Origin of the sequence: Gordonia sp. X0973 (assembly GCF_013348785.1) — a bacterium.
Classification (GTDB): domain Bacteria; phylum Actinomycetota; class Actinomycetes; order Mycobacteriales; family Mycobacteriaceae; genus Gordonia.
On sequence record NZ_CP054691.1, the window covers coordinates 1,862,680 to 1,879,653 of the forward strand.

Genomic DNA, 16,974 nt, shown 5'->3' on the forward strand with positions numbered 1-16,974 from the left:
CGTCAGTCCTTCTTCTTGCGCGGCTTCTCGGTGGGAATCGAAGCGCTGACCAATTCCTCGAGCGCCTCGCGTTTGCGCAGCATCAGCAAGCGCCACTCCGAGATCTGGCAGAGGTCGCCGTCCTGGTTGAGCGCCTTCATCTGTAGCTTGATGACGCCGTAGTCGTCGTCCTTGACCTCCTTGTCGATGATCTCGGCCTTGACGTAGATGGTGTCGCCGATGTGGACCGGGTGCAGGTAGCGCAGCCGGTCGATGCCGTAGTTGGCCTGGATCGGCGGGCCGAAGATCAGCAGGCCGGTCATCACCGAATAGGTCAGCGACCCCTGCACCAGCCGCTCCTTGAAGCGCGTCTGCTCGGCGTAGTGCTTGTTGGAGTGGATCTCGATCCAGTTGCCGGTGAGCGCGCAGAAGTTCACGACGTCGGTCTCGGTGATGGTGCGACCGCCGGTCTGGAAGATGGTGCCGACCTCGAGCTCGTCGAGCGGCATGTCGATGGTGTTGTTGATGAGAGCCATGGGCTCCGTCCTTTCGGGAAGTGGGTGCCGGTGCGGATCAGGCGTTCGCCAAGCGCATCGACTTGGCGATGATCGTCCGCTGGATCTGCGAGGTGCCGCCGCCGATGGTGGACTGGACGCTCTCCCGCAGGTAGCGCTCCATATCCGCCTCGGGAAGGTTCGCGAAGCCGCCGAGGATCTGCATGCCGTCGAGCGCGCACTGCTTGAGCGTCTCCGAGCCGTACAGCTTGGCCATCGACGTCTCGGCCGGGGCCTCCAGCCCCTGCGCCTTCATCGCGGCCGCGCGGTAGACGAGCAGGCGGGCGGCGTCCACCCGGGTCTGGTTCTCGGCCAGCATGTGCTTGAGCACTTGGAAGTTGTAGATCGCCGTGCCGAACTGCTTGCGCTGGTGCGCGTAGCGCAGGGCGTTGCCCACCGCTTCCTGCGCGTTGCCGACGTAGGCGGCGGAGACGGCGCAGCGCTCGAGTTCGAGGTGGTTGATGATGATCTCGTGGCCCTGCCCCTCGGCGCCCAGGATCGCGTCGCCGGGGACGACGACGTCGTCGAGGAAGATCTCGGTGGTACCCGTCGCGTGCCGCGACAGGGTGGGGAGCTTGTTGATCACCATGCCCGGCGTGTCGTTGGGGATGAGCAGCATGGTCAGGCCGCCGTGCTTGTCCTCCTTGTCGGTGCGCACCAGCATCGCGATCACGGTGTTGTCGGCCTGGGCGCCCGAGCAGAACATCTTCGCGCCGTTGATGACCCAGTCGCCGTCCCCGTTGCGGTGGGCGTGGGTCTTGGTGGCGAAGACGTCGGAGCCGGCGTCCGGCTCGGTCATCGAGACCGAGAAACGGATGTCGCCGCTGATGAACGGCTTGACGTAGCGGTCCTTCTGCTCCTGGGTGCCGAACTTGATGATGTTCATCGCGGTGAACGTCGGCACCAAGACCGAGCAGGAGAAGTCGAACCCGTATTTGCCCAGGCCCTCGGCCATCAGTGCGTAATCGAAGATGTCGCCGCCGGAGCCGCCCTCCTCCTCGGGGATCAGGATGCCGAGCCAGCCCTGGTCGGCGATCTTCTTGTACGCCTCGTACGGGTACTCGCGGTTCTGGTCGCAGTGGCGGACGTACTCGACGGTGATGTCCTTGTCCATGAAGTCGTTGACGACCTTGAGCCAGGCTTCCTGCTCGTCGGTGAGGAAGTTCTTGTTCATGTGGATACTCCTTATAAGCGGGTCCGCTTTCTCGGTGTGTGGGCGGACTTCGACGTTGATTTGGGTCGGTATTTCGGGTCAGACGCGTTCGATGAGATTGACCTTCACGTGGTCCGGTCGTTTGAGTGTCAATTCGGGTACCAGATTCACGATCGCCTTCACGTTCAGCGCCGAGCGCACACGCGTTTCGATATCTGCCGCCAATTTCTGCTGTGCGGTCTCGTCGACCCCGTCGGTGTATTCGACGACGAGTTGCAGCGGCTTCTGCGTCGAATGTCCGTCGAAATCGGCGCGGATCCGCATTTCGCCGGTCGCCACCGGTTCGAATTCCGACACCAGCTGTTTGACTGCCGACGGGAAGAGGTTGATCCCGCGGACGATGAGCATGTCGTCGGTGCGGCCGACGCAGCGCACCTTGTATCCGGTGCGGCCGCAGGGGCAGGAGGTTCCGGTCACGACCACGTGGTCGCGGGTGCGGAATCGGACCAACGGCGACGCCTGCCGCCCGAGCGCGGTGTACACCAGCTCGCCCTCGGCGCCCTCGACCGGCGCCTTCACCGCACCGGTGTCCGGGTCGATGAGTTCGACGGCGATCAGATCGGGGCAGTGGTGGTGCATCCCGTCCTGGGCCTCGCACTCCCCCCAGTACATGCAACCGAGGTCGGTGCCGCCGAGCATCTCGCGGCTCGTCGCTCCCCACAGTTCCTCGAGCTTCTGTCGCGTCGCCGGGAGGCCGCCGCCCGGTTCCCCGCCGACGCTGATCGCACGGACGCCGAGTGCGTCGGCGGCGGTGCCGATGGTCGCCGGGGCCTGCTCCCCGAGGAAGGCGAGGAAGTTGGGGGTGCCGATGAGCAGTTCCGGCCGTTGGTCGGCCTGGACGCGCAGCAGACGGTCGACGCCGGCCTCGGCCCCGATCGGGATGTCGACGATCCCCATGTACTGGGCGATCTGCAGCACCGGGATCCCGCCGACGAAGCCCTTGCTCATCCCCAGTCCGTGCAGCATGCGGTCGCCCGGGCGGAAGCCGTTGGCGTAGAGCGCCCGCGCGCCCAACTCCGACCACAGGGCGATGTCGGACCGGGTGAGGCCAACGTACGACGGGCTGCCGGTGGTGCCCGACGATGCCTGGATCTGCACGATGTCGGCGTCGGGGGCGGCCTGGTGAAGGCCGAGCGGGCGGCGCGCCTCCAGCGAATCGCGCAGCTCCTGCTTCTCGGTGAAGGGTAGTTCCGCCAGGTCGGCGGCGGTGCGCACCGTTGTCGGGTCCACGCCGGCCTCGGCGAATTTGCGCCGGTAGAACTCGCTGTTCGAGTTGACGTAGGCGAGTTGGTCGACCAGCGCCCGATTCTGCAACTCGGCGGTCTGCGCCGTCGACAGGCTTTCCACCGCACTCCAGTGCTCTGCCGAGTGGGGGCGAACGGCCATTGTGTCGTGCTCCTTATGGGATTCGGGAATTGATCTGTGGCGGCTACGCGGGGCAACAATTCTCATTGAATGTATGGCCGGTCACGCAGGCGATCAACGGATCTTTTCGAAAGCGCCGATTTCGCTTACGCGAATCGGATTTCGGCGCCGAAATTAGCTCCTCAACAGGCGATTCAGCGCATCGTCGTCGGCGCCGATTGCACGCGCGGAATGCAGGGCGGCGGGCCGCACTCCGTCGAAGGAGAGCGGCATGCCGACGGTGCCGATGTCGCCGTCGTCGTCGCTCGGGGTGCCGATGATCTCCAGGGCGGCGGTCTGCTCGTGGGCGACCAGCTCGGGTGTCGTCTGCACGTCCGCGGCGGGGATCCCGGAGGCGCTGAGCACGTCGCGCCATCGCGCCCGCGTATCCGTCAGCAGCACCTCGCCGATCAGGCGCTCACATTCGCCGCGGTTCTCCAGGCGGGCCGCATTCGTCGCCAGCCCCGGGTCCCGCGCCCATTCGGGGTGCCCGAGGGCGGCGGCCAGTTTGGCGAAGAGTTCGTCGTTGGCGCAACTGACGATGAGATCGCCGTCGGAGGTGGGGAACGCGCGGTGCGGAACGATGAACGAGACGCCCGATCCGTGCCGCGCACCGGGGTTGCCGTCCGCGTTGTAGCCGGCGATGGCGATGGTGTTCCACGCGATCGCGGTCTCCAGCAATGAACTGTTAACGCTGGCACCGGCATCGCTGCGATCTCGTCGGACCAGTGCGGCGAGGATGCCGATCACCGACCACATGCCGGTTCCGAAGTCGACGATCGAGACCCCGGCGCGCACCGCCGGGCCGTCGGCCTCGCCGGTGAGCGACATGATGCCGGCGAAGGCCTGCATCAACGGGTCGTAGCCGGGTTCGGCGTTCAGCGGCCCGACATGGCCGAAGGCGCCGAGTTCGCAGTGGATCAGCGACGGCTTCGCCGCACGCAGCGTCGCCGCGTCCAGACCGTACTTGGCGGAGGTGCCCGGACGGAGGTTGTGCACGAAGACGTCGGCGTGCTCGACGATCAGCCGGTGCAGCTTCGCCAGCTCGGCCGGGTCCTTGATGTCGATCCGGACCATCCGCTTGCCCCGGTTGATGGCGTGGAAGGCGGCACCGTCGCCGCGCCATTGGCTCGGCCCCCAGCTGCGCGACGAGTCTCCGGTCGGGCGCTCGACCTTCCACACCTGCGCGCCGAGCCCGGCCAGCACGTGACCGGCGAACGGCGCCGACGCACTGTCGCCCAGTTCCACCACGGTGATTCCCGACAGTGGCAGGTCATCGGTCGGCAATGCGGGGGTCTCGGATCGCGGTGAGTCGTTCATCGTCCCGTTTCTGGTGCTGGTAGATCACAGATACGGGTGAACTTAACGCGGGTCACAAGGGGTATCAATTGCCTTGTTTGCAAGGGCTTATTCACGTTTTCCGAAGCGGTGCGACCGCCCCGGCAGACGCGTTTCACACGGCCCGGCGGCCGCCCGTCACGCATGTCCGATTTGTCCGAGTGCACACGCCGTTAACATCCGCGTAACGGCAAGGGTCGGTCGTCGGCCTACGCTCAGCGACAGTTTTCGTCCCAACGGAAAGGCTGGACGGCCGTGTTTCCCCACCATGCCGCGCCGAACGGCGCCGACACCGCCTGGATGCTCGTCGCCTTCGCGCTGGTGCTCCTCATGACACCGGCGCTGGGCCTGTTCTACGGCGGAATGGTCCGCTCCAAGAGCGTCCTGAACATGATGATGATGTGCCTGACCTCGATACCGGTGGTCTGGGTCATCTGGGTCGCCTTCGGCTATTCGCTGGCGTTCGGCAAGGACCACGGCGGGCTCATCGGCGACCTCACCAGCTTTCCGGGACTGAACGGCACCTTCGGTGGATTCTCCGCCGGGGGCGCGTCGCAGACCCCCGTCGTCGGCACCATTCCGGCCATCCTGTTCGTCGCCTTCCAGGCGGGCTTCGCGATGGTCGCCGTCGCCCTGATCGCGGGCGCGGTGGCCGACCGCATGCAGTTCAAGGCATGGATCGCGTTGGCGGCGCTGTGGTCGGTCTTCGTGTACCTGCCGGTAGCGCACTGGGTCTTCGCGACCCCCGGCCTGACCGAGCCCAACGGCGGCTGGATCAGTTCACATCTGCGCGCCCTCGACTTCGCCGGCGGCACGGTCGTCGAGATCAACTCGGGCGCGTCGGCGCTGATGCTCGCCCTGCTGCTGGGCCGCCGCAACGGCTGGCCGAAGGACCCGATGCGGCCGCACAACCTGCCGTTCGTCATGATCGGCGCCGGGCTCCTGTGGTTCGGCTGGTTCGGCTTCAACGCCGGATCCGCGCTGGCCGCCAACGGGTCGGCGGCGATGATCGCGGTCAACACACTGGGCGCCGGAGCCGCGTCGATGGTGGCCTGGCTGATCGTCGAACAGGTCCGCCACGGGCATCCCACGTCTTTCGGCGCCGCCTCGGGCGTGATCGCCGGCCTCGTCGCCATCACCCCGGCCTGCGGTGCCGTGACCCCGATCGGCGCCCTCGCGGTGGGCGCGGTGGCCGGAGCGGTGAGCTCGGTCGCCATCGAGCTCAAGTTCCGGTGGCGCTACGACGACTCGCTCGACGTCGTCGGCGTGCACTTCGTCGGCGGTGTCGTCGGCATGCTGATGATCGGCCTCGTCGGCAGCAAGTCGACGCCCGGAGGGGTCGACGGCCTCTTCTACGGCGGCGGGTTCGACCAATTGTGGCGGCAGGTCGTCGCCGTTGTCGTCGTCACCGCCTATGCGGCCGTCGTGACGGCACTCATCGGGTTGGTGCTGAAGCGGACCATCGGATTGCGCGCCGACCGGCAGGAGGAGGCCGACGGCATCGACGACGCCCAGCACGCCGAGTCGGCCTACGACTTCCACGTACTCCGGTAGGCGGCTACCGGGCCTGGGTCTTGCGCAGCGCGAGCACATCCCACAGCGCGAAGAGCGCCACCACCACCGCCGCGATCAGGCTGACCAGGCGCAATCCGCCGTCGGATGCGACGATGGCGACGACCAGCAGGGCCAGCGCCGCGACGAGGTTCACCGCGGTCACGACGGCGAGGACCGCGCGCAGCGGCGAGCGAGTCGGCGCGAACCACAGGCCGATCCCCCACGCCGCCACCACGATGCCGAGCACGACGGCGACCGCCGTCGGCACGGTGCTGTGCGCGACGAGGGCCGCGATGACGACCGCCACCCCGGCCACCAGGCAGACACCCGCGTCCACCCGCAGGGCCAGGCGACCCGACCGGAAGCCCGCGCACCGCGTGGGCTGGTGGTCGGGAAGCGCGGCGGTGACGACCCGCGTCGAGCAATCCGCGCAGTCGGCGCAACAAGCCACGACGTGGTGGATCGACGGGTCGCGATGGCACGGGCAGACGCATTCGTCGCCGGCGATGACTTCGACGCTGGTTGACATGCGCAAAGCCTAATGGTTCACCACTCCTTCGGCCCGCCGTCGGGGGAATCGTGGGAACGGCCGCGGCCTGGACAGGTGTCTTGTTTACTGGGATCTGTGATCCTCGACCTCTTCCGCCTCGACGGCAAGACCGCAATCGTGACCGGCGCCGGACGCGGCCTGGGCGCCGCCATCGCCGTCGGATTCGCGCAGGCCGGTGCCGACGTCGTCATCTCCGCGCGCACCGCCGACGACCTCGAATCCGTCGCCGGGGCGATCCGTGACGCCGGGCGCAAACCACTCGCCATCGCCGCCGATCTCTCCGTCGCCGAGCCGAATCTCCTGGTCGACGCCGCAATCGAGGAATTCGGCCGCCTCGACGTCCTCGTCAACAACGTCGGCGGCGCCATGCCGAAGCCGCTGGCGGACACGCGAGGCAAGGACCTCGACCGTGCTTTCCACTTCAACGTCACCGTGGCCCACGAAATCCTCGTCGCCGCCGTGCCGCACCTACTCGCGAATCCCGACGGCGGTTCGGTCATCAACATCACGTCGGCCGTCGGACGGCTCCCGGGCCGCGGATATGCGGCATACGGAACGGTCAAGGCCGCGCTGGCCCACTACACGCGGCTGGCCGCGCTCGACCTCAACCCGCGGATCCGGGTCAACGCCATCGCACCCGGCGCCATCCTCACCTCCGCACTCGACTACGTCGCCAGCAACGACGATATGCGCGGCGCCATCGAGAAGTTGACGCCACTGCAACGGCTGGGCCGACCCGACGAGATCGCTGCCGCCGCCCTGTACCTCGCCTCCCCCGCCGGCTCCTATCTGACCGGCTCCGTCCTCCAGGTCGACGGCGGGCTCCTGCAGCCCAACTTCGACCTCCCCATCCCCGATCTGTGAGCAGGCCATGAGCACCGACCCCGCCGTCCTCGGCGACATCCACGACATCGTCACCTTGAAGCACCGCTACGGGCGCTGCCTGGACAACCGGCTGTGGGAGGAATTCGGCTCGACCCTGGCGCCCGATGCGACCGCCCGGTACGGCACCGTCAGCCAGGGCGAACCGCTGCATTTCGACGGTCGCGAGGCCATCGTCGACTACATGCGCGAGTCACTGCGCGGCAGCATCGTCACCGTGCACACGCTGGGAAACCCCGAGATCGCCGTCGACGGCGACACCGCGACGGGCAGCTGGTCCATGTCGGATGTCGTCATCGTCCCGGATTTCGACACGGTGATCACCGGAACGTCGTACTACACGGACCGCTACGCCCGGATCGACGGCGAGTGGTGCATCAGCCGCACCGAGTACTACCGCCTCTACGAGGCGGTGACGCCGATGAGCGGCACCGGGATGAAGCTGATCGCCAACCGCTGGGCCGACTAGCGCCGCAGTTCTTTGCGCACGACGAGCTTCAGCCCCGACCACACCGCGTCCACCGCGCAGACCTTGACGTCGACGAAGCCGAGCGGCAGGCCCAGCTCGCGCACGACGTCCTCGGTCACCGTGGTCGGAACCTTCGACGCCTTCTTCGGCCACGACACCCAGAGCACCGCGTCGTCGCGCAGGCGTTCGCGGGTCGAAGTGAGGATCTCGGCGAGTTCTTCCCGTTCCGTGACGAAGGCGTGGACGAGGTCGGTCCCGGCGTCGAACTGGGATGTGATCAGCACGCCGTCGGGCAGCGGCGCGACGAGCGCCGCATAGTCGTCCGGCGCGTTGACCACGCACAGTGTGCTCGCCGGCTTGATGCCGAGCTTGCGTGCGAGCGGGGTGCCCGAATAGCCGGACGAGGCGGTCATGGCGTCTCCTGTCAGAGAGCTTGAACATACCGATCGCACTCCGGGTAGGTTGCCCTTATGAAACTTGGTCTACAACTGGGCTACTGGGGCAAAGGCCCCGTCGAGAATCACGGCGAGCTGGTGGCCGCCGCCGAGGCGGCCGGATTCGACGCCGTCTTCACCGCCGAGGCGTGGGGCTCCGACGCCTACACCCCGCTGGCGTGGTGGGGGCGGGAGACGCAGCGCGTGCGCCTGGGCACCTCGGTCCTGCAGCTCTCGGCCCGCACGCCGACCGCCTGCGCGATGGCGGCCCTGACACTCGACCATCTCTCCGGTGGCCGGCATATCGTCGGGCTCGGAGTGTCCGGACCGCAGGTAGTGGAGGGCTGGTACGGCCAGCGTTTCCCCAAGCCCCTGGCCCGCACCCGCGAATACGTCGACATCATGCGGCAGGTCTGGGCCCGCGAGGCGCCGGTGACCAACGCCGGCCCGCACTATCCCCTCCCGTTGACCGGTGAGGGCACCAGTGGGCTGGGCAAGCCGCTCAAGCCGATCGTCCACCCCCTGCGGTCGGACATCCCGATCTACCTGGGCGCCGAGGGACCGAAGAACATCGCACTGGCGGCCGAGATCGCCGACGGATGGCTGCCGATCTTCTACACGCCGCGGCTGGCCGACATGTACAACGAATGGCTCGACGAGGGATTCGCGCGTCCCGGCGCCCGGCGCAGCCGCGAGGATTTCGAGATCTGCGCGACCGCCCAAATCGTCATCACCGACGACCGGGAAGCGTCGATGGCCGCGATCAAGCCGTTCCTCGCCCTCTACATGGGCGGGATGGGCAGCGAGGACACCAACTTCCACGCCGAGGTCTACCGCCGGGCCGGGTACGCCGACGTGGTGGACGAGGTCACCGCCCTGTTCCGCAACAACCGCAAAGACGAGGCGGCGGCGATCATTCCGGACGCGGTCGTCGAGGACTCGGCCATCGTCGGCGATGTCGACCACGTCCGCGCGAAGGTCCGCGAGTGGGAGGCGGCCGGTGTCACCACCATGCTGGTGACGGCCCGCTCGGTGGAGCAGATCGACCAGCTCGCCGACGTCGTGGGCCGCGCCTGACGGGTTCCCGGCGGCGACCTCTCAGAGGTGCGCCTCGGCGGCGGCCTTGAGGCGCGCCAGCTCGCGGGGGAAATAGTCCACGAGGCGCTCCGGATCGGGCACCGCCTCCGGGCAGGCGATCGCGCCGACGTGGACGACGCCGTTGTTGGAGAGCACCGTGATGTTCAACCCGGCGCCGTGGAAGATCGGCCCCAACGGATAGAGCGCGTCGATCTTCGCCCCCATGAAGTACAGCGGCATCGGCGGACCGGGCACGTTGGAGATGACCAGGTTGTGGACCACCGGTCCGCGCTCGGAGATCCGCAGTGCCGCATAGGTGCGCATGGCCAGGCCGAAGGTGCGCGGCGGGGCGAACTCGGCCCAGTCCTGCAGCGCGTCGGCCGGGATCGCCTTCTGGTGATCCTTGGCGTTGCGATTCGCCTCGGCCATCGACGTCAGCCGTTCCCACGGGTCGGCGATGTCGGTGCCGAGGCGGGCGAACAACGCCGAGACCTTGTTCATCCCCTCGGCCCGCTGGGTCTCCTCGCGCACCGAAACCGGCACCGTGGCCAGGAGCGGCGCGTCGGGCAATTCGTCGTGGTCGGACAGATAGGAGCGCAACGCGCCACCGGCGACGCTGAGCACCACGTCGTTGACGGTCGCGCCGCTGATCCGCCGGATCTCCTTGAAATCGTCGAGGAGCATGTCGGCCAGCCCGATCGCCCGCTGCCCGGTGATGTTGCCGTTGAACGGGGTCCGCGGCGCCTTGAACGGCGGCGCCATCGCCGTGCCGCGCCGTATCCGATCGACCGTCTGCACCACGAGGTCGACCGTCGGCTGCACCACGCGGCCCAGGCTCAGCGGTCGCAGGAGCGCGGCGGCGACGCCGCGGCCGAAGATCTCCAACGATCCCTGCTCCCGCTCGTCGCCCGTCGATGTGCGCCCCTCCCCGGTGAGGACGGAAACCGGCACCGAATCGGGGTCGAGCGAGCAGAGGTGCGAGACGATGCTCGCACCCGACGCGCCGTCGACCGTGGCGTGGTGCATCTTGATGAGTACGACGATCTTGTCGGCCGCGTCCTCGGCCGCCACGCGCGTCTCCTCGGGTCCGCGGCCGACGTCGCGGTACCCCTCGATCACCCACAGCTCCCACAGCGGGTGCTTGCGGTTGACGGGCAGCGAGGCAAGGTGATCGCACAGCTGCGCCAATTCGGCGAATCCGCCGTCGCCCGGCAGCGCGACGCGGTGGACGTGCCGGTTGATGTCGAAATGGCGGTCGTGCACCCACACCGGGTGGGCGATCTCCATCGGGACCTTCTGCACCTTGCGCGTGAACTGCGGAATGTCGGCGATCGCGACCTCCAGCGCGTCCCGGAACTTGGCGAAGTCATAACCGCCCGGGATGGTCGACGGGTCGAGCACGAAGACCGCACAGACGTGCATCAGCTGCTCGGGGGTCTCGAGGTAGAGGAAGCTCGCGTCGAGCCCGCTCAGGCGTTCCATGACGCCAAAGCCTAATCGTCAGTGCTCGCGTCGACTGGTGATATGCCACAGGCCGCAGCGACAGCGGTATACGTCGAGATCGGGAGTCCGCAGCCGCCCGGCGCGCATCACGGCGACGGCCAGCCAGGCGGCGTCCTGGTCGTCGTAGGCGGTCTTGTCCGGAGTCGGGCACTCCTGCACGGCCGGTCGATCGGCGGCCTCGTCACGGACCGCGCGCCGCCGCGCGGAGGCACCGCTCGTACGGGCCTCGATCTGCCGGTAGTAGCGCTCGAGTTCGGCGTCGTCGAAGGCGTTCATGACATGTCGAGTCTGCCACCGACCCAATGTTTCGGGTGACCGAAACTCTTTGTTAGCATGACCGTATGGGTGTCACAACAGAGTTGACGGTGGGCGAACTGCGCAGCACCGGCCGCCGCCGCTCGATGCTCCTCATGCTCGGACCCGCCTTCGTCGCCGCGGTGGCCTACATCGACCCGGGAAACTTCGCCACGAACTTCGCAGCCGGGTCGGGATACGGCTACCAGCTGGTCTGGGTCGTCGTGATGGCCAACGTGATGGCGATGCTCGTGCAGTACCTGTCGGCCAAACTCGGCCTGGCCACCGGCCTCAACCTCCCCGAACTGTGCCGCCGCGAATACGGCCGGCGCACCAACGTCATGCTGTGGGTCCAGGCCGAGATCGTTGCCATGGCGACCGATCTCGCGGAGTTCGTCGGGGCCGCGATCGCGCTGAACCTCCTGTTCGGCATGCCGATGCTGCCCGCCGGGATCGTCACCGCGGTGCTCTCCTTTGCCATCCTCGCCCTGCGCAACCGGGGTTTCCGCGCCTTCGAGCTGGCCATCATCGCGCTGCTCGGGTTGGTCGCGGCCGGGTTCGGCTACCTCGTGATCCGGGCCGGCGACTATCCCCCGCGAGAACTGATGCACGGCCTGATCCCCGACCTGTCCGGTGCCGGCGCCCCCGCGTTGGCCGTCGGAATCATCGGGGCCACCGTCATGCCGCACGTCGTCTACCTGCATTCGGCCCTGCACCAGAACCGCATCTCCGCCGACACCGACGCCGATCGACAGACCCTGCTGCGGTACAACCGCGCCGACTGCCTCATCGGCCTCGGGGTCGCCGGCCTGATCAACCTGGCGATGCTGGCGATCGCGGCCTCCCTCTTCCACCGCGGGGGCGGATCGGAGGTCTCCGACCTCCAGCAGGTCCACCACGAGCTGGGCACCCTCCTCGGCGGCGGCGCGGCGCTCGCCTTCGCGGTCGCACTACTCGCGTCGGGATTGTCCTCGTCGAGTGTCGGCACGCAGTCGGGCCAGGTCGTCATGAGCGGGTTCATGCGTCTGCGCCTGCCGGTCTACCTGCGCCGCGCGATCACCATGGCGCCCGCGCTGCTCCTGCTGGCCCTCGGGATCGACACCACCCAGGCTCTGATCTTCTCGCAGATCGTCCTCTCGTTCGGCATCCCCTTCGCCCTGGTGCCGCTGCTGCTGCTCAGCCGGCGCCGCGACGTCATGGGTGCGCTGGCCAACCGCCCGCTCACCACCGTGGCGATGGCCGTCGTCACCACCGTGATCATCGTCCTCAACGTCTACCTGCTGGCGGATACCATCGCTGGATGGATCACGTAGCGGCGATCGACCGCATTCATCCGGCGCTGATCGCGACGATCGTCTTCGTCATCGCCAGCGCCAACCTGATCGCCCACTACGGCCACGGCCGAGCCGTCTTCCTCGTCATCCCCACGACGGCCGTGCTGCTCGGTGCGGCTGCGCTGATCAGCGGATTGAAATGGCACGACCTCGGCGTCACGCCCTCCCAACTGCGCAAGGGCCTGCCCTGGGCCGGGGTCGTCGTGGCGGTCGTGGTCTTGATCATCGCCGTCGCGGTGGCCATCGGGCCGCTGCGCGAATTCTTCCTCGACGACCGCTGGCGATCGGGACGCACCGCACTCTTCGCCGCCTTCGTCGTCATCCCCTTCCAGACCGTCCTGCCCGAGGAGCTGTTGTTTCGCGGCGTCCTGCAGGGATCGTTGATGCGGACCTGGTCGGTTCCGGTGTCGCTCGGCGTCGGCGCCATCCTCTTCGGCCTCTGGCACATCCTCTCCTCACTGAACCTCGCCGGCGGGAACAAGGGCCTGCACGAGGTGTTCGGCGGGGGTGATTTCGGCCGGATCGCCGGGGTGGTCCTCTCCGTCGTGGCGACGACCGTGGCCGGCCTTGTCTTCGGGTGGCTGCGGTACAAGACCGACAGTCTCCTGACGCCCATCGCGCTGCACTGGGCGCTCAACGCCACCGGAGCCCTCGGCGCCGCGCTGGCCTGGCGTTTGTAGGCGGTGAGGCGCACCGGCGACACGGGGTGGGCGTTGAACCACAAACTCGGTGAAGGTGTGCCACAGTAACTCTCATGAGCAACGACGAGAACACCGTGCCGACCCCGGGCGACCCGACTCTTCCCACCCCGACCGGAGAACAGAACGCGGTCGAGGAGCCGAAGCGCAAGAGCTTCGGCGCCACGGTGAGCAGCATCATCAAACGGGCGCTGCTCGCCCTCATCGGCGTCGCCGTCTTGATCGTCCTCTACTTCGTCCTGCGCTCCGTAGTGCCGCGCCAGTGGGCCGATTTCGTCCGCGACTTCACCGGCGGCCACGGTCTGACCTGGGGTGTCGTCTTCGGTGTGGTGTTCACGCTGGTCCCCATCGTGTGCCTGGCCATGGCCGTCGCCTCCTGGGACAAGCTCAAGCACACCATCGGCGTCGTGTTCCTGCTGGTCGGGATCGTCTTCGCCATCCCCAACCTGCTCACCCTGGCCGTCAACACCAGCAACCCGACCACTCCCGGCCCGGCCTGGGAGGCGAAGAACACGCTCAACGGGATCATCGGCTTCCAAGGCGCGACCCTCGTGGGCGCCATCATCGGCGGCGTGATCGGCCTGGTGATCGTGTATTACATCGTCAAGTACAAGATGCGCGGACGGAAGATCCGGGCCGCGCAGGCCGCCGCCCACTCCGACGCTCCGGTCGAGAAGTAGCTTCATTCGCGCGATGGTGAGCGCGCTGGCCTAGCACCTCACCGGGTCTCGATACCGTTTCTCGGCTAGCGCCTCGAATCGACTCGACCACCCAAATGTGGGCGAACGACCGGCGACGGTGGTCGAGTGCCGAAGATGGTGGTCGCCGACCGGCGACGGTGGTCGAGTGTCGAAGACGGTGGTCGAGTGCCGTAGACGGTGGTCGAGTGCCGTAGACGGCGGTCGAGTGCCGTAGACGGTGGTCGAGTGCCTTCGAGGCGCTAGCCGAGAAGGCGTATCGAGACCGCGCTAGCCGAGAAGGCGCGCTACCCATCGCGCATCCGCGCGTTGATCCACGGCACGGCGGCACCGACGAGCGCTCCGGTGACCAGCGAGGCGACACCGAGGGTGAGGAAGAAGGGCGTCTCGTGGTGCTCGTCGTATTTGCCGGCCAACACCCCGGATAGCGCCGATCCCAGGGCCACGGAGAGGAAGAACAGCGCCACCAGTTGCGACTGGAATGCGCGGGGCGCTACCCGCGTGGCCAAGGAGAGCCCGACGGGCGAGAGCATGAGCTCGGCGAAGGTGAACAGCGCCAGGATCCCCACCAGCCCGAGGATCGGGGCGCTTCCCGGACCGCCCCCGGCCATCGGCAGGAAACACAGGAACGCGACCCCCATCAACGACGTCCCGATCGCGAACTTCGCCGGTGCCGACGGTTGCGCCGGCCCCAATGCCGTCCACATCGCGGCGAACACCCCGGCGAACACGATGACCAGCACGGGGTTGATCGACTGCACCCACGCGGCGGGCACCTCCCACCCGAACACCCTCCGATTCAGCCGAGAGTCCGCGTACACGGCGATGGTCGTGAATTGCTGCTGGTACAGGGCCCAGAACACCACCGACGCACCGAACAGCGGGAGGAACGCGAGGACGCGCCTGCGCTCGCCGGGCGAGATGAGCGGGCTTCGCAGGATGTGCGCGAAGTAGGCGATGGCCGCCAGCGACGTCACCACGGCGACAACGGTGGCGAGATTCGACGCCCGCAGCCAGCCGAGGACGGTGGCGAGTACGACGGCGCCGACGACCCCGGCGGCAACGGCGATCCACCGGCGCCGTTGGTCGCGCGGCAGCGGATTGGCGACCTCCACGCCGATGCCGCCGAGTTGACGACGCATCGCTATGTAGCCGGCGAGGCCGAGCGCCATGCCGATCGCGGCCAGACCGAATCCCAGATGGAAGCCGACGCGACTCTGCGCCGCGCCGGTCACCAGTGGTCCGAGGAATCCGCCGATGTTGACTCCCATGTAGTACAGCGAGAAACCCGCGTCGCGACGTCGATCGTCGGGCGCGTAGAGCTGCCCCACCATGACGGTGGAACTCGTCTTGAGCGCCCCGCTGCCGAATGCGACTGCGACGAGCCCGGCACCGACCCCCGCGACACCCGGTATCAGTGCCAGGCAGAGGTGACCGATCATGATGACCACCGCGCCGCCGAACAGGGTGCGTTCCGGGCCGAGGACGCGGTCGGCGAGCCATGCGCCGACGATCGTCGACAGGTAGACCAAGCCCCCGTAGGCGCCGACGATGCTCACGGCCGACGACTTCGGCAGCCCCAGCCCGCCGTCGGCGACCGAGAAATACAGGTAGTAGGCGAGGATCGCCTGCATGCCGTAGAAGGAGAAGCGCTCCCACGTCTCGACGCTGAACAGGGTCGCGAGACCCCAAGGGTGGCCGAAGAACCGGCGGTTCACAGTTTGGGGACGACGGAGAAGACGAGCAGGCCTTTCGGCACACCCTTCGCGCGAAACCTCTTGCGGCGCAGGACGAAGCGCTCGGGATCCACCTGGTCGACGACCGCCTGGCTGATGTAGACCTCGCCGGACCCGGCGGCCGCCCCGACGCGGGCGGCGATATTCACGTCGACGCCGAGGAAGTCGTCGCCGACCGACCGGGGCATTCCGGTGTGCAGGCCGACGCGCAGTTGCGGACGGTAGCCGTCGACCTCGACGGCGTTGACCGCGGTGATGGTCTCGAAGGCCGCGAGGATGGCCTGCTCCGCGTCGACGAAGACCGCCATGGTCCCGTCGCCGAGATTCTTGACGACCTGTCCGCCGCGGCGCCGGACCACGGCGGCGGTCGCCTCGTCGACGGCGCGGATCAGCGCCAGGACGTGGTCGTCGCCGGCGTGTAGCGCCCACGTGGAGAAACTGACCAGGTCGGTGAACATGATCGTGGCGGGAACCGCGCGATCGATCCGCTCCCCGACCGCCTTGCGACGACGGGTCAGCGTCTGCCAGATCTCGACGCCCGCCAGACCGAGTTCGCGCATCGCGCTGGGCTGCTCGCCGTGGGCCTGCTCGATCAGCCGGGCGATCCGATCGCTGGGCCGCTCGGCGGCACCCGTCACGGGTTCGGGGATCAGATTGCGCGCCGCACGGGCCAACGACACCGCGCCCTCGCTGGAATCGGTGCGGGCGATCAGGTCGGCGGCGCGACGGGCGACAGAGGCGTCCGTCGGAGCCGGCGCCTTCTTCTTCGGTTTCGGGGTCTGCGCGGCACTCATCGCAGGCGTTCCGCCGCCACGGCCAAGTCGACGAGAGTCTGCGCCAGGCCCCCCAGCTCCGTCGCGTCGGCCTCTTCGCGTACCGCCGTTGCCATGTCCTCGGCCGCGCAGCGCAGTTCGAACAGCCGGTCGGCCAGGTCGCGGACCTCTTCGGGCCGCATGATCACGGCGTCTTCGGGAATAGCGGTGCCCGCGGTGAGCGTTCGTTGTTCGTAGGCCCGCTGGCGGCAGGACCGTCGACAGTACTTGCGGCGACGCCCCAGCGTCGTCGCGTCGACGATCTCGCGGCCGCACCACGCGCACGCGACCTGGCGTTCTCGTCGCTGTGCGGTCCCGGCCGTCATGGTCGCCAACGCTACCCGATGCGATAGCGCGGAGTCGGTACCGACGCCGCCGTGACAGCGCGCGGATCGGGTGCGTTGCGACTCGCGTAGACTGGGAGGTCGCGCACGCACACTTTGGG

The 16,974-nt window shown here is 68.0% G+C and carries 18 protein-coding genes; 7 read left to right on the forward strand and 11 right to left on the reverse strand.

Annotated elements, in window-relative coordinates:
- Positions 1-2 precede the first annotated feature (2 nt).
- The 4 genes from HUN08_RS09130 to HUN08_RS09145 all read right to left on the reverse strand — a co-directional run bounded on the left by HUN08_RS09130 (position 3) and on the right by HUN08_RS09145 (position 4,470).
- A complete protein-coding gene (locus HUN08_RS09130) occupies positions 3-515 on the reverse strand; it encodes a MaoC/PaaZ C-terminal domain-containing protein (RefSeq protein ID WP_124246410.1) in 513 nt (170 codons plus the stop codon).
- 37 nt (positions 516-552) lie between these two features.
- Positions 553-1,707, reverse strand: coding sequence for an acyl-CoA dehydrogenase family protein (locus HUN08_RS09135; protein ID WP_124246411.1), 1,155 nt, complete (start codon positions 1,705-1,707; stop codon positions 553-555).
- A gap of 78 nt (positions 1,708-1,785) precedes the next feature.
- Complete coding sequence (locus HUN08_RS09140; RefSeq protein ID WP_124246412.1) at positions 1,786-3,132, reverse strand: phenylacetate--CoA ligase family protein; 1,347 nt, start codon at positions 3,130-3,132, stop codon at positions 1,786-1,788.
- 153 nt (positions 3,133-3,285) lie between these two features.
- Positions 3,286-4,470: a CaiB/BaiF CoA-transferase family protein gene (locus HUN08_RS09145; protein WP_124246413.1), complete on the reverse strand. Its 1,185-nt coding sequence runs from the start codon at positions 4,468-4,470 to the stop codon at positions 3,286-3,288.
- Between the two features lie 273 nt (positions 4,471-4,743).
- Here HUN08_RS09145 and HUN08_RS09150 point away from each other — a divergent pair, with 273 nt between their 5' ends.
- Positions 4,744-6,042 carry an ammonium transporter gene (locus tag HUN08_RS09150; RefSeq protein WP_124246414.1) on the forward strand — a complete coding sequence of 433 codons (1,299 nt, stop codon included), beginning with the start codon at positions 4,744-4,746 and terminating at the stop codon, positions 6,040-6,042.
- Between the two features lie 4 nt (positions 6,043-6,046).
- On the opposite strand, the gene HUN08_RS09155 is transcribed toward HUN08_RS09150, so the two are convergent.
- Positions 6,047-6,571 carry a hypothetical protein gene (locus tag HUN08_RS09155; RefSeq protein ID WP_124246415.1) on the reverse strand — a complete coding sequence of 175 codons (525 nt, stop codon included), beginning with the start codon at positions 6,569-6,571 and terminating at the stop codon, positions 6,047-6,049.
- Positions 6,572-6,667: 96 nt separating this feature from the next.
- On the opposite strand from HUN08_RS09155, the gene HUN08_RS09160 reads away from it, so the two are divergent.
- Positions 6,668-7,456: an SDR family oxidoreductase gene (locus tag HUN08_RS09160; protein WP_124246416.1), complete on the forward strand. Its 789-nt coding sequence runs from the start codon at positions 6,668-6,670 to the stop codon at positions 7,454-7,456.
- A 7-nt stretch (positions 7,457-7,463) separates the two neighbouring features.
- The gene (locus HUN08_RS09165; protein WP_124246417.1) at positions 7,464-7,943 is read left to right on the forward strand and encodes a nuclear transport factor 2 family protein; all 480 of its coding nucleotides are present in this window, start codon (positions 7,464-7,466) and stop codon (positions 7,941-7,943) included.
- Here the strand turns inward: HUN08_RS09165 and HUN08_RS09170 are convergent.
- Positions 7,940-8,356 carry a DUF3052 family protein gene (locus HUN08_RS09170; protein WP_124246418.1) on the reverse strand — a complete coding sequence of 139 codons (417 nt, stop codon included), beginning with the start codon at positions 8,354-8,356 and terminating at the stop codon, positions 7,940-7,942. The two genes, HUN08_RS09165 and HUN08_RS09170, sit on opposite strands and share 4 nt — an antisense overlap.
- Positions 8,357-8,413: 57 nt before the next feature.
- On the opposite strand from HUN08_RS09170, the gene HUN08_RS09175 reads away from it, so the two are divergent.
- Positions 8,414-9,454 carry an LLM class F420-dependent oxidoreductase gene (locus HUN08_RS09175; protein ID WP_124246419.1) on the forward strand — a complete coding sequence of 347 codons (1,041 nt, stop codon included), beginning with the start codon at positions 8,414-8,416 and terminating at the stop codon, positions 9,452-9,454.
- A gap of 21 nt (positions 9,455-9,475) precedes the next feature.
- Here the strand turns inward: HUN08_RS09175 and HUN08_RS09180 are convergent, their stop codons facing one another.
- Positions 9,476-10,936, reverse strand: a complete 1,461-nt coding sequence (locus tag HUN08_RS09180) for a wax ester/triacylglycerol synthase family O-acyltransferase (protein WP_124246420.1) — start codon at positions 10,934-10,936, stop codon at positions 9,476-9,478.
- 18 nt (positions 10,937-10,954) lie between these two features.
- Positions 10,955-11,233, reverse strand: a complete 279-nt coding sequence (locus HUN08_RS09185; protein ID WP_124246421.1) for a hypothetical protein — start codon at positions 11,231-11,233, stop codon at positions 10,955-10,957.
- Positions 11,234-11,298: 65 nt separating this feature from the next.
- On the opposite strand from HUN08_RS09185, the gene HUN08_RS09190 reads away from it, so the two are divergent.
- From HUN08_RS09190 to HUN08_RS09200, 3 genes are all read left to right on the forward strand, one after another.
- Complete coding sequence (locus tag HUN08_RS09190; RefSeq protein ID WP_124246422.1) at positions 11,299-12,564, forward strand: Nramp family divalent metal transporter; 1,266 nt, start codon at positions 11,299-11,301, stop codon at positions 12,562-12,564.
- The gene (locus HUN08_RS09195; RefSeq protein ID WP_124246423.1) at positions 12,552-13,265 is read left to right on the forward strand and encodes a CPBP family intramembrane glutamic endopeptidase; all 714 of its coding nucleotides are present in this window, start codon (positions 12,552-12,554) and stop codon (positions 13,263-13,265) included. The genes HUN08_RS09190 and HUN08_RS09195 overlap by 13 nt, the downstream gene beginning before the upstream one ends.
- A 74-nt stretch (positions 13,266-13,339) precedes the next feature.
- Positions 13,340-13,963, forward strand: a complete 624-nt coding sequence (locus HUN08_RS09200) for a hypothetical protein (protein ID WP_124246424.1) — start codon at positions 13,340-13,342, stop codon at positions 13,961-13,963.
- Positions 13,964-14,268: 305 nt separating this feature from the next.
- Here the strand turns inward: HUN08_RS09200 and HUN08_RS09205 are convergent, their stop codons facing one another.
- Genes HUN08_RS09205 through HUN08_RS09215 form a run of 3 tightly spaced genes read right to left on the reverse strand, consistent with a single transcriptional unit; the run spans position 14,269 to position 16,855 of the window.
- A complete protein-coding gene (locus HUN08_RS09205) occupies positions 14,269-15,699 on the reverse strand; it encodes a peptide MFS transporter (protein WP_124246425.1) in 1,431 nt (476 codons plus the stop codon).
- The gene (locus HUN08_RS09210; protein ID WP_124246426.1) at positions 15,696-16,511 is read right to left on the reverse strand and encodes an adenylate/guanylate cyclase domain-containing protein; all 816 of its coding nucleotides are present in this window, start codon (positions 16,509-16,511) and stop codon (positions 15,696-15,698) included. Before HUN08_RS09210 ends, HUN08_RS09205 begins: the two co-directional genes overlap by 4 nt.
- Positions 16,508-16,855 (reverse strand): hypothetical protein, encoded by a 348-nt coding sequence (locus HUN08_RS09215; RefSeq protein WP_124246427.1) that lies wholly within the window; start codon positions 16,853-16,855, stop codon positions 16,508-16,510. Before HUN08_RS09215 ends, HUN08_RS09210 begins: the two co-directional genes overlap by 4 nt.
- Positions 16,856-16,974 lie beyond the last annotated feature (119 nt).